The organism is Halolactibacillus sp. JCM 19043 (assembly GCF_001310395.1).
In the GTDB taxonomy this organism is placed as follows: domain Bacteria; phylum Bacillota; class Bacilli; order Bacillales; family Amphibacillaceae; genus Halolactibacillus; species Halolactibacillus miurensis.
Genome location: NZ_BAXD01000053.1, coordinates 1 through 11,908 on the forward strand (window position 1 = coordinate 1; position 11,908 = coordinate 11,908).

The 11,908-nt window shown below is 39.2% G+C and carries 10 protein-coding genes and 2 pseudogenes; 9 read left to right on the forward strand and 3 right to left on the reverse strand.

Annotated elements, in window-relative coordinates:
* Positions 1-381 precede the first annotated feature (381 nt).
* Entirely contained in the window at positions 382-1,107 is a 726-nt protein-coding gene (locus JCM19043_RS14955) for a GntR family transcriptional regulator (protein WP_062323763.1), read from the forward strand.
* Between the two features lie 94 nt (positions 1,108-1,201).
* Here the strand turns inward: JCM19043_RS14955 and JCM19043_RS14960 are convergent, their stop codons facing one another.
* Both JCM19043_RS14960 and JCM19043_RS14965 read right to left on the reverse strand, forming a co-directional pair.
* The gene (locus JCM19043_RS14960) at positions 1,202-1,765 is read right to left on the reverse strand and encodes an NADPH-dependent FMN reductase (RefSeq protein WP_062323765.1); all 564 of its coding nucleotides are present in this window, start codon (positions 1,763-1,765) and stop codon (positions 1,202-1,204) included.
* 1 nt (position 1,766) lies between these two features.
* A pseudogene (locus tag JCM19043_RS14965) lies at positions 1,767-2,829 on the reverse strand (LLM class flavin-dependent oxidoreductase).
* A gap of 522 nt (positions 2,830-3,351) precedes the next feature.
* On the opposite strand from JCM19043_RS14965, the gene JCM19043_RS14970 reads away from it, so the two are divergent.
* The 7 genes and pseudogenes from JCM19043_RS14970 to JCM19043_RS15000 all read left to right on the forward strand — a co-directional run bounded on the left by JCM19043_RS14970 (position 3,352) and on the right by JCM19043_RS15000 (position 8,957).
* Positions 3,352-4,656, forward strand: coding sequence for a pyrimidine-nucleoside phosphorylase (locus JCM19043_RS14970; protein ID WP_062323767.1), 1,305 nt, complete (start codon positions 3,352-3,354; stop codon positions 4,654-4,656).
* Between the two features lie 85 nt (positions 4,657-4,741).
* Positions 4,742-4,909 (forward strand): XapX domain-containing protein, encoded by a 168-nt coding sequence (locus tag JCM19043_RS14975; protein WP_062323769.1) that lies wholly within the window; start codon positions 4,742-4,744, stop codon positions 4,907-4,909.
* A gap of 120 nt (positions 4,910-5,029) precedes the next feature.
* Complete coding sequence (deoB, locus tag JCM19043_RS14980; RefSeq protein WP_062323771.1) at positions 5,030-6,211, forward strand: phosphopentomutase; 1,182 nt, start codon at positions 5,030-5,032, stop codon at positions 6,209-6,211.
* A 61-nt stretch (positions 6,212-6,272) separates the two neighbouring features.
* On the forward strand, positions 6,273-7,088 hold the full coding sequence (locus tag JCM19043_RS14985; RefSeq protein WP_062323773.1) for a purine-nucleoside phosphorylase: 816 nt from the start codon (positions 6,273-6,275) through the stop codon (positions 7,086-7,088).
* An 86-nt stretch (positions 7,089-7,174) separates the two neighbouring features.
* Positions 7,175-7,597: a cytidine deaminase gene (locus JCM19043_RS14990; RefSeq protein ID WP_062323775.1), complete on the forward strand. Its 423-nt coding sequence runs from the start codon at positions 7,175-7,177 to the stop codon at positions 7,595-7,597.
* Positions 7,590-8,260, forward strand: a pseudogene (gene deoC, locus JCM19043_RS14995) (deoxyribose-phosphate aldolase). The gene JCM19043_RS14990 and the pseudogene deoC overlap by 8 nt, the downstream one beginning before the upstream one ends.
* A 304-nt stretch (positions 8,261-8,564) precedes the next feature.
* Complete coding sequence (locus JCM19043_RS15000) at positions 8,565-8,957, forward strand: hypothetical protein (protein WP_062323777.1); 393 nt, start codon at positions 8,565-8,567, stop codon at positions 8,955-8,957.
* 107 nt (positions 8,958-9,064) lie between these two features.
* Here the strand turns inward: JCM19043_RS15000 and JCM19043_RS15005 are convergent, their stop codons facing one another.
* On the reverse strand, positions 9,065-9,853 hold the full coding sequence (locus JCM19043_RS15005; RefSeq protein ID WP_062323779.1) for a Nif3-like dinuclear metal center hexameric protein: 789 nt from the start codon (positions 9,851-9,853) through the stop codon (positions 9,065-9,067).
* A gap of 274 nt (positions 9,854-10,127) precedes the next feature.
* On the opposite strand from JCM19043_RS15005, the gene JCM19043_RS15010 reads away from it, so the two are divergent.
* Complete coding sequence (locus JCM19043_RS15010; RefSeq protein WP_062323781.1) at positions 10,128-11,672, forward strand: response regulator transcription factor; 1,545 nt, start codon at positions 10,128-10,130, stop codon at positions 11,670-11,672.
* Positions 11,673-11,908: the final 236 nt, after the last annotated feature.

Here is an 11,908-nt window from a genome sequence, read left to right on the forward strand (position 1 = left end):
GTCTTTTGTTAGAACGCATGCGTTCTAACAGACAGAACGATTCGACCAAAGTAAGTTGTGTTCCTGGAATACACTATTTCACCGACATGCTTTAACAGATGTTGAGAAAATAGGTTTACGGCGGTTGGAGAGTAGAAAAACCTATGCTTAGTTGAATGAGCATGGGTCGCCTTTAGGGTGTCCTTATGGAATCTCCTTCCTCAAACATTCGTTAGAATGTTAGGTGGGGGTAGTTCAAAATGGATGTGAATGAAAATAATTCACATAGTAGTAAAATCTGTTGTTCTGTTGACTAGAAGTTCATGCTATAATGATAGTGGTGATGACGTGAAAGCGCCATCAATAAACGAATAACTAATTGAAAGAAAAGGAGGCACTTTTATGGAGTATAATTACCAAACCCCGCGCTATCTTCTCGTGATTGAACAGATTAAAGAAAAAATACATAGTGGTGAACTGGAACCAGGAGAAAGATTGCCTTCTGAAATGGAATTTTCAAAACAATTACGTGTGTCTCGAAATACGTTAAGAGAAGCGTTACGTATATTAGAAGAAGAAAATATCATTTTAAGAAAACACGGTGTCGGTACGTTTGTTAATCGTAAACCACAATTTAAAGGCGGACTAGAAGAACTTTTCAGTATTACCGATATGATTAAACGTGAAGGGAAAGAACCGAGCACGGAGTGGTTATCAACTGGGTATGTTGAACCGCATAGTGATGATCGTGAAGAGTTGGAACTTGAAACAGATGAGCGTGTTTATTTAGTGAAGCGGTTACGTAAAGCTGACGGTGAACCACTCGTCTACTGTATTGATAAAATGCCTGAACACAAACTCTCAAATGATTTTGAGATTAAAGGTGAATCGATTTTTGACGCCCTGCAGCGAGATGCTGGTATTACGATTAGTTATGCAAAAGCAGATATTAACACCATTGGTTATCATCAAGACATATCGAAAATCTTAGAATGTGACCGTGATATACCGTTACTTGTATTAAAACAAATTCACTACGATTTAGATGACCACCCTATTTTGTATTCACTTAATTTCTTCCGGTCAGACCAAGTGAGTTTTAACGTATTTAGAAAACGGATGGTTTAACTGGTTGGACGTCAGAGGATGGTCCTCCATCAATTATAAAAGAAGGCGTAAAATAATGTTGTTTTACGCCTCTTAGTGTTTCTATGATTCGCACTTAAAAATCATACTGATCCTCTTTTTTCTTCCACATCTCATCATAAGCTTCTTTTAATAAGAGCGTATCCTCTACGAGTGTTTGTATTCTAAAGTGAACATCATCGTTGACGATAGATTTAAGATGGAAATCTTGTTCCTCGATAAAGACATAATTACTTGAGACGACAGCTTTCATATAGCTTAAGATGGGTTTCAACTGTTGTTCAATCACGAGATAATGTTTCGCTGAACCAGCGGTAACGACAAGCCCCACTACTTTTTTCTCTAGCGCCTTGGTTGGTAATAAATCGAAGACATTCTTAAGTGTGCCAGGTATGGACGCCTGGAAAATCGGCGTACCAATCATCAATATATCGGCCTGCATTAATTTTTCAGTGACTATTTTTGTGTCACCGGTATAATCAAGATAATGTCGACCGTCGCTAAAAACGAGGTCGTAATCTTTTAAATCAATCAACTCAATAGTTAAGTCTTTACGCTGCTGCAACACTTTTTCAACTGCCAGCATCGCGGTCTTTGTTTTTGATCCGACCGTTGAGCCAGATAGAATAACGACATGCATATTATAATTCCTCCTGTATTCGTGTGTATTTTTTAACCTTCGGTATAATTTTCTCGCCTAAATACTCAATATTTCTCATCAGTTGTTTAAAAGGGACGCCACCAAAGTCCATTTGACCAATATAACGCTGATGCTTAAAGACATCGTGTTGATAGAGAATTTTTTCAGTCACTTCGTCGACACTCCCAATGTTCATGACGTTATGTTTATCTTTTCCTAATGCAAAGGCTTGTTTCGGGAAACCTTGTCCATTTGTTCTTTTCATCCCTTCATTAATATACGGATACATGTCTTTTTGAGCTTGTTGCGTCGTTTCGGCAACGTGAAAGAAACCGGCAGTTCCGACTGGGAAATGACGGGAGTCAAAGCCACTTTGGTTTAGTGATTCGCGGTAGGCATCAATGACCGATTGAAACGTTGATACCGGACCGCCAAGCATGGCTAAATGCATCGGCACGCCCATTCTTCCCGCTTTAATGGCGCTGCTACGGGTACCACCGACAGCACGCCAAATCGGTAAAGGTTCTTCAGCGCGTGGCAAGACATGGGCGTTATTCAGTTCTTTACGGTAGTCACCTTTCCACGTGACGTAAGCTTCCTGATTAATCTTATTTAGTAAAGCAAATTTTTCTTCAAATAATCCTTCATAGTCATGAAGGTCATAGCCAAGTAAATCAAATAACCCTACTCTTGAAGCGCGACCGGCAATAATTTCAGCCCGTCCGTCTGATAACAAATCAATCGTCGCGAAGTCTTCATACACTTACGGGGTCTGAGGTCGAGAGAATCGTCGCAGATGAACCAAGCTTGATGTTGTTTGTCACTTGCGCGATCGCAGATAAGACAACGGTGTGGGCTTGTGTCACAAAAAAGTCTTGATGACTCTCACCAACACTAAAAAAGTCAAGACCAGCCTCGTCAGCTAATTTAGCGAGTTCAATAATCTGATTCAGCCTTTCTTTAGCTGATAGTCTCGTGCCGGTTTCGGGATCCATTAAATGGTCTCCCAGTGTGTATATACCAAATTCCAATCCGTTCGTAGGATGAATACGATAGTTGCTCATCGTCATGTATAATCACTCCTTAATTAAATTAATGATTGTTATTAATGTAAAAGGTTTGAGTCGTCAATGCAAGGAAAAAGTCTCGAATTCGAAATAAATAAGACCTATGATAAGTGAAAGGATGACTACAAGTGTTAAAGGTGAGTCAGGCAATAGGTGATGTAACTAGGATTTAGCGAATGATTTGAAAGGAAGTATAATTTTTTTAGAAGATGTGTCATAACCATTGACTTGTTGGACGTCTTACTAATATAATGGAGAGGTAGGACATATGTAAGGGATTTCATTAACCAGCAAGAGGTTGGACGTCCTATCAAAAAACGATGATAATGAATAGATATAGATAAAATAGCGATCACTATAAGTGATATCGAATATTTCAGGATAAATTAGACTGAAATCAGGGTATACCTTTAATGTGGTCTGACTACTCTCCTAGTACACTAAAAATAGAACGTGACATCATCGTCAGAAAAATGTTGTGATAAGAACATGTGAAGATATGAAAGGATGGATGAAACAATGCGAATGGTAGATTTAATCGCGAAAAAGCGTGATGGTGAAGCTTTAACTAAAGAAGAAATTGACTTTATGATTGAAGGGTATACCAAAGATGAGATTCCAGATTATCAAATGTCAGCAATGGCGATGGCTTTGTATTTTCAAGATATGACAACGGATGAACGGGTTAACTTAACCATGGCGATGGTCAACAGTGGTGATACCGTTGATTTATCAGGTATTGAGGGCATTAAAGTAGATAAACACTCAACAGGCGGTGTGGGTGATACAACAACGCTCATTCTTGCGCCACTTGTCGCATGTGTCGGTGTGCCTGTCGCGAAAATGTCAGGTCGTGGTCTCGGGCATACGGGAGGAACCATTGATAAATTAGAATCAATTAAAGGATTCCAAGTTGAACTAGATGGTCAAACATTTAATGATTTGGTTAATAAAAATAAAGTCGCGGTTGTCGGCCAAAGTGGTAACTTAACACCAGCGGATAAAAAACTGTATGCCTTACGTGATGTTACCGCAACGGTTAATTCCATTCCCCTCATCGCAAGCTCAATCATGAGTAAGAAGATCGCCTCAGGTGCGGATGCGATTGTCCTAGATGTCAAGACAGGTTCAGGTGCCTTTATGGAAAACTTAGACGATGCGAGAGCACTCGCAAAAGCCATGGTCGGTATCGGTAACGGTGCTGGACGTCAAACGATTGGCGTCATTTCTGATATGAATCAACCGCTTGGTTTTGCGGTAGGGAATGCTTTAGAGGTAAAAGAAGCCATTGATACGTTAAATGGCCATGGACCAGAAGATTTGACCGAGCTATGTCTCACGTTAGGGAGTCATATGGTGCATTTAGCGAATAAGGCAGACTCGATTGATGAAGCACGCGCAATGCTTGTAGAAGCGATTGAATCAGGACGAGCGCTTGACACCTTTAAAGTGTTTGTAGAAGGACAAGGTGGAGATGCTTCAGTCATTGATCATCCTGATTTATTGCCACAAGCTAAGATGACAAAAGAAATTACGGCAAAAACATCGGGTTATGTACAAGAAATTATTGCAGATGAAGTAGGGATTGCTGCAGGTATGTTAGGCGCGGGTCGAATGACAAAAGAGTCAGAAATTGATTTAGCTGTTGGACTTGTGTTACACAAAAAAGTCGGCGACTACGTTGAAAAAGGCGATGTTCTTGTCACCTTGCATACGAACAAAGAAGAGACACAAGAAGTAGAAGATAAAGTGAGAAACGCCTATCGTATGCACGCTGACAAACCAGAAGCACGCGTGCTTATTTATGACGTCATAACCGAATAATATACAGAAATTGTAACCAGCATATACAGAAATAATCACAGTGGTAATTGAAAATAATCACTATTTAAAGATAAGGAGACCAATCATGAAAGAAATCTTTTTGGCGTTATTCTCAGGGCTGCTTGTAGGGATATTATTTAAATTCTTAAAGTTACCTTTACCTGCACCACCTGTATTTTCAGCAGTAGTCGGTGTGTTTGGTGTGTATTTTGGTGGCGTTGTCGCCGAATACTTACGCGCCTTTTTTAGTTAATAACTTATCAGTTGTTTAATGGGTGTCGCTACCGGTTAAACATAACGAATCTGTTTGTGTGTGAAGTGAAAGCGTGATGAACAAACTATCTATAAGGAAAAACAGAAAGGATGAAGAAATATGGTAGAAAAATTTAAGCGCATCTTTTTAGTTGTGATGGATTCAGTTGGTATTGGTGAAGCACCAGATGCCGAACAGTTTGATGATGTGGGTGCAGATACACTCGGGCATATTGCTGAAAGTATGAATGGATTAAATATGCCAACAATGGGTCGATTAGGGTTAAGTAATATTAGAGAAATCAAAGGGATTGAAAAAGCAGCACAACCTTTAGCACATTATACAAAAATGCAGGAAGCATCAAATGGGAAAGATACGATGACAGGTCACTGGGAGATTATGGGCCTTCACATTGATCAACCGTTCCAAACATTCCCTGATGGCTTCCCGGATGATTTATTAGATGAATTAAAAGAAAAAACAGGTCGTGGTATTATTGGTAATAAACCAGCATCAGGAACAGAAATCCTAGTTGAACTTGGTGAGGAACATATGAAAACCGGTGATTTAATTGTATACACGTCAGCTGATTCAGTTTTACAAATTGCGGCACATGAAGAGATTGTGCCATTAGAAGAACTCTATGAGATTTGTGAAACAGCTCGTAAAATGACAATGAATGATAAGTATATGGTCGGTCGGATTATCGCCCGTCCATTTGTCGGTGAACCAGGCGCGTTCGAACGTACATCTAACCGTCATGATTATGCTTTAAAACCTTTTGGTCGCACCGTTATGAATGCGCTAGACGATGGTGGGTTTGATGTCGTTGCTTTAGGTAAAATTTCTGATATTTATGATGGTGAAGGTGTTACCCAATCAATTCGTACGAAAGATAATGATGATGGTATGGAGAAATTCATTCAATCCATTGATGATGACTTCCATGGATTGAATTTCTTGAATCTTGTTGATTTTGATGCGAAGTATGGCCATCGTCGGGACCCTAAAGGCTACGGAGAAGCGCTTGAAACGTTCGATGAACGTTTGCCAGAAGTATTAGAAAAACTTAAAGAAGATGATTTACTCATCCTTACCGCAGACCATGGGAATGATCCGGTCCATCACGGTACCGATCATACACGTGAATATGTGCCACTGATTGTTCACCATAAGGGTATTACATCAGGTAAAGCCTTACCTATCCGTGAAACATTTGCTGATATTGGTGCAACGATTGCCGAAAACTTTGGCGTGGACATGCCGAAGTATGGTAAGAGTTTCTTAGATGAGATAAAATAGTAACAGATAGACATGTGAATAGAAGGAATAAAAGTAATAACAATCGTTAAGGAGGAGCAAAATGACACAACTACAAGAAGCAACAGCGTTTATTCAAAAGCAATTAAGCGAAAAGCCACATGTGGGTCTCATTCTCGGTTCTGGCCTCGGGATGTTGGCAGATGAAATCGAGCACCCGGTTAAAATAAAATATGATGTGATTCCAGGATTTCCGGTTTCTACGGTAGAAGGGCACGCCGGTCAGCTCGTTATTGGAGAGTTAGAAGGCATCAGCGTGATTGCGATGCAAGGCCGTTTCCACTTCTATGAAGGTTATGGTCTTGATGCGGTCACTTTCCCGGTACGCGTAATGAAACAACTTGGTGTGGAAAAATTATTTGTGACTAATGCCGCAGGCGGTGTCAATGAATCGTTTGAACCGGGTAACTTAATGCTGATTACTGACCATATTAATAATACCGGTCAAAATCCATTAATGGGACCAAATGATAATGAGCAAGGTGTTCGATTCCCGGATCTATCTCAAGCATATGATCGCAAACTTCAAGGTCTTGCTAAGGATGTCGCAGAAGAATTATCACTAGACTTAAAGACAGGCGTTTATGTGTGGAACACTGGACCCACTTATGAAACACCGGCTGAAATTAAGATGCTACAAAAAGTAGGTGGCGATGCTGTTGGTATGTCAACGGTACCAGAAGTCATTGTGGCTCGCCATGTTGGCTTAGACGTCTTAGGTATTTCATGTATCTCAAATATGGCCGCCGGTATTTTAGATCAACCATTAAACCATGAAGAAGTCATTGAAACAACGGAAAAAGTACGAGAAGACTTCTTACGTTTCGTGAAAACTATTCTAGGTAAAGTGAACGCGTAATGTTTGTTAGAGCGAGTTATACATACTCGCTCTTGTATATTCGGGGGTAAGTGCGGTTAAGGACAAGATAAAGGAGCTAACGGTTTATGACTGATCAAACATTGATACAAGAAGCAAAGAAAGCTAGGGATAAGGCGTATGTGCCCTATTCAAAATTTAAAGTAGGTGCGGCGTTAAAAGCCAAATCAGGTAAAGTCTATCATGGGTGTAACATCGAGAATGCGGCTTATTCAGCGTGTAACTGCGCGGAGCGTAGTGCACTCTTTTCTGCCTACAGTGAAGGAGAGCATCATTTTGAATCCTTGACGGTTGTGGCAGATACCGATCGTCCTGTGTCACCTTGTGGTGTGTGTCGACAAGTGATTAGTGAACTTTGTGAACCTAAAATGCCAGTCATTTTAACGAACTTACACGGTGATGTGTTAGAAACAACAGTAGATGCTCTCTTACCAGGGGCATTTTTATCGGATGATTTATATAGTGATGAGGAGGCAAAAAAACATGAGTAAAGATTTAGCACAATATATTGATCATACAGCTTTAAAAGCTGATACAACAAAAGAGCAAATTGTCACGCTTTGTCAGGAAGCAAAGGCCTATAACTTTTATTCTGTCTGTGTGAACCCAACGTGGGTAGAGACAGCGGCCAAAGAATTAAAAGATTCTGACGTCGATGTATGTACGGTCATCGGCTTCCCGTTAGGGGCGACAACATCAAAAGTTAAAGCCTTTGAAACAACCAACGCCATTGAAAATGGGGCGACAGAAATTGATATGGTGATCAATATTGGCGCCTTAAAAGATGGTCAAGATGACTTAGTCGAAGAGATATTCGTCACGTCGTTGAAGCAGCAAAAGGAAAAGCGTTAGTCAAAGTGATTATTGAAACAAGCCTCTTAACAGATGCTGAGAAAGTAAAAGCATGTGACTTTGCGGTAGCGGCTGGTGCTGACTACGTTAAAACATCAACCGGCTTCTCAACAGGTGGGGCAACAGTAGAAGACATTAAACTGATGCGTCAAACCGTTGGACCTGATATCGGTGTCAAAGCAAGTGGCGGTGTACGTGACCGCGCGGGCGCTCTAGCGATGATTGAAGCAGGAGCTACGCGTATAGGTGCAAGCAGTGGGAAAGAAATTGTGTCTGGCGGAAAAGCAGATTCTGATTATTAAGCTTGAAAATAAATAGAATACCTAAATAAAAGTCTTTGTTCCGATGTCGGAATAAAGGCTTTTCTGTCTTTCGCTTGTTCTTGTGGCTAATTAGATTGTCCGTATTCCTTGGTGTGAAAAATCGTGGTATGGAGATTAGCGCGGAGTAAAGAAGACTCATGGCTTGAGTCACGGGTGGTTGACTAAACGTATTAAAAATTAACGTAATAAGTCGAATGTTCTCAATTGGTAATATCTTATCAGGTGTTTCAATCTTCATTAACTCGTATGTATGCTATAATGACAAATTGAAGGGGTGGAATTTATGAAAAAAATTATTATAGTCTTGTTTAGTTTGCTTGTTTTGGTTAGTTGTTCAACTGATACAGAAGATGAAGCGATGCCAAACAATAACCAAGAGGAGAATAATGTTACTCAAGAGAATGATGAGAATCATAGTACAACGGATGATAGCAACACAGTGGATAACGAACATTTAAAAGCGTATGAAGAATTTGATATCTTATCAAAAGAATTAGATTTAAATTTATATGAAGGCATAGTTGAAACAGATAATAGAGGAAATAGAGTGATATTATTCCAAACGGAAGAAGGTACAAAGGAATATAAGAGTATTTATATTAAAGATGATCACCATTTAAAAATTGTTCATTTTAATGATGAAGACAATTTACTGTATAATGATGTTATACAATAAATGATAAGAAAAACAGGTTAAATGGAAGTGAAAAAGCACGGTAACCTACTTCAATTTGAAGTAGGTACGGTGCTTTTTATAACTGCCCAAACGTTAGTGTGGCTTTTTTAGTCGTATGAAAAAGGTGAGTGTGAGTCAATATAATGCACGGGAATGTCAGAAAATGTGTTAGCAAGCTTCTTCGCGAACAGTTCCATGCCAGGTGATTCCGATTCGTAATGACCTAATACGATTAAACTTTTTGGGTGCTTCGTCTCTAGTGAGTCACGGACATACTCAGGTGTTTCCCACTCAAATCCCTCACCATAAATGGCTAAATCAATCTGGTCTCGCTCAAATGTTGGAATAACATGTTCACCGTTGCCACGGTAACCAACGAATAGACCAATACGTTTAATCTGATGATGGTCTTGGCCAACATAACGATACTGATCTAGTCGCAGAGTTGCTTTAATATGTGTACGCAGAGACGAAAAGGACGCCGCTTGTGGTAATTCAATAACGGTATAGGTTGAATAAATGTCTTTTTTCTGCACTCGAGGGAAGAGTGTATGCGTTAATGCTTCAGTAATCATGTCGGGTGAATACATATGAATAAGATCATGAAACCGAAAAATACTCATCGAAAGCTCTTCCATCATTGCTTCTTTTTCAATATGTACAGCGTCCATCGTATGGGGTTTTTTCCAGTGATGAAAGAATATACCCTCATGTGTGAGAACGAAGTTACAATTCAACTGTTTGGCTTCTTGTAATGCACGTATGGTCGGCATAAACATAACCGCAATTCCCGATACACTATCGTTTATATCACCATACAACACATCATCGACACTATTGTTAGGTAAGACTAGTCCTTGTTTGATATAGTCCACGACGTCTTTTACTATTAACATAATCATCTTCCTTTCTATCGGTGGCTTTAACTACAGTCTATAGAATGAGTGTGAGGTCTGTGACTCTAAAGAATAAAGAATAAATTGAAAAAACTAAAGATTTTAACTAGAAGAAGTAAAGGGAATGATAAAAATGTCATACAATTATTGAGAAAAGATTGACATTAACTTTGTACAACGGTTAAACTAATAATACGAAAAGCAGTTAAGACAGCGATGGGTTTCACATTATACCATTATGACAACGCTTACAATAATGAATGGGGGTAGAACGATGCATAAGTTAGTCATTGTTGATGATGAGCACTTTGTAAGGAAGGGGATGCTCGCACTAATTGATTGGAAATCAGTCGATTATCGAGTGGTCGGTGAAGCGGATAACGGGGAGGATGCTTTATCGCTCATTATAAAAGAGGAACCGGATGTCGTGTTCACCGATATTCGTATGCCAGTTTTTGATGGGATTGAACTGATCAAACAAGTAAAACAACACGCCAAACACCAACCTAAATTTGTCTTAATCAGTGGATATGATGATTTTCAGTATGCTCAACAAGCGGTACGGTTAGGTGTTGTAGACTTTATTCTTAAGCCAGTAAATAAAAAAGAAATCGAAGAAACATTACAAAAGCTATCAAGAGAAATATATGAAGAGCGAATGGCGATTCAAACAAATCAAGCATTTATAAACCATCGCTTATTTCAACGTGTCGTATTAGAAGGTAATCAACCGACAAGAGAAGAAGCAGATGTCTTGTTGAAAGACTCCGAAACAGACTTGCGTTATGTCCTGATTGATGTCAGGTCAAGGACTGCTAATACCGCCATCGATGAACAGATTCAACATGCGATTACTCACTTTATTGGAGCCGATGATTTGTTTATTCATCCGATTGAACGAGAAGGTTATGGTTTAATTTTAGAACAACGCTATTTACCGAAAAACGATAATGAACTTACCTGGTTCTTTGATCATTTTAAAGCGATGATTGAATCGGCCATTCAACAATCTGTCTTTATTTATGTAGGTGTTCGCGGGGAAGGGTTAAGCGGTATACAAGCATCATACCAGTCGGCCCAACGTTTGAAGAAACATCGTTATATCATAGAGAATGACGCGCCAATATTAATGACAGCGTCAAAAGAACAGTTGCTGACAGAAAACAGAGAACTAGATGCCAGTCTTTTTACCGAGTTAATGGAACATGTAGAAGAAAACAATCCTGATAAGATTAAAGAAACAGTTCATCAACTTAAAATGGCCATTCAAGAAAACTATATTTCTGTTAAACATGTCCAACTGTTTTTATATCAAATGGATCAAGCGATTGATCAACGGTTTAAAAAAGCGATGGATAAAAAAGTATCAACGGAGCGTTCGTTTTTAGATGAACTTAACGATGAACATACCTTATCTGAACTAGTAGAAGCATTAATGCGCTTTTTAACGACACGTGCAAAACAGCTAGCGGCTTTAAATAAAGCGAAATATAACGGTGAGATTTATAAAGTAAAGCGGTATATTGATCGGCATTTTAATGAAAATCTAACGCTCAAACGGTTAGCGAATCAATTCTACATGAACCCCGTTTATTTAGGTCAACTATTTAAGAAAACCTACGGTGTGTACTTTAAAGATTACTTATTGCAGGTGCGGATTGAAAAGGCAAAAGAACATTTACGTCAAACGGATCTAAAGGTTTATGAAGTTGCAGAAGCGGTTGGTTTTGGTAGTTCCGATTACTTCGTTACGCAGTTTGAGAAAATTGTAGGCAATACGCCGTCTAAGTACCGACAGAAAATCGTTGTGAATAAGTAACTTACTTGAAAAACAACGGCCTATATTTTTAGCATGTATTATTAATAAGACAAATACTATGAGGTGTGAGTGAAGCGGATTTTTAGTGACTGAATATGTTCACTAAATAGATTCACTGGCACCTTTAATTTTTATCGTTTTAGAGCGAGAAGACACCTTCCTCAAGTGCGTTAGCACTAGGTGGGTGATGAATCGCTTCTTTTTGAATATTTTTGAAGTGACAAACACGCATTCTG

Bases quoted from the DNA above. Each gene is read 5' to 3' on its own strand.
- JCM19043_RS15010 (WP_062323781.1), top strand. From the start codon at position 10,128: ATGCATAAGTTAGTCATTGTTGATGATGAGCACTTTGTAAGGAAGGGG.
- JCM19043_RS14960 (WP_062323765.1), bottom strand. From the start codon at position 1,765: ATGCATGTCGTTATTCTATCTGGCTCAACGGTCGGATCAAAAACAAAG.
- JCM19043_RS14970 (WP_062323767.1), top strand. From the start codon at position 3,352: ATGCGAATGGTAGATTTAATCGCGAAAAAGCGTGATGGTGAAGCTTTA.
- JCM19043_RS14955 (WP_062323763.1), top strand. From the start codon at position 382: ATGGAGTATAATTACCAAACCCCGCGCTATCTTCTCGTGATTGAACAG.
- JCM19043_RS14985 (WP_062323773.1), top strand. From the start codon at position 6,273: ATGACACAACTACAAGAAGCAACAGCGTTTATTCAAAAGCAATTAAGC.
- JCM19043_RS14990 (WP_062323775.1), top strand. From the start codon at position 7,175: ATGACTGATCAAACATTGATACAAGAAGCAAAGAAAGCTAGGGATAAG.
- JCM19043_RS14975 (WP_062323769.1), top strand. From the start codon at position 4,742: ATGAAAGAAATCTTTTTGGCGTTATTCTCAGGGCTGCTTGTAGGGATA.
- JCM19043_RS15000 (WP_062323777.1), top strand. From the start codon at position 8,565: ATGAAAAAAATTATTATAGTCTTGTTTAGTTTGCTTGTTTTGGTTAGT.
- JCM19043_RS15005 (WP_062323779.1), bottom strand. From the start codon at position 9,853: ATGTTAATAGTAAAAGACGTCGTGGACTATATCAAACAAGGACTAGTC.
- deoB (WP_062323771.1), top strand. From the start codon at position 5,030: ATGGTAGAAAAATTTAAGCGCATCTTTTTAGTTGTGATGGATTCAGTT.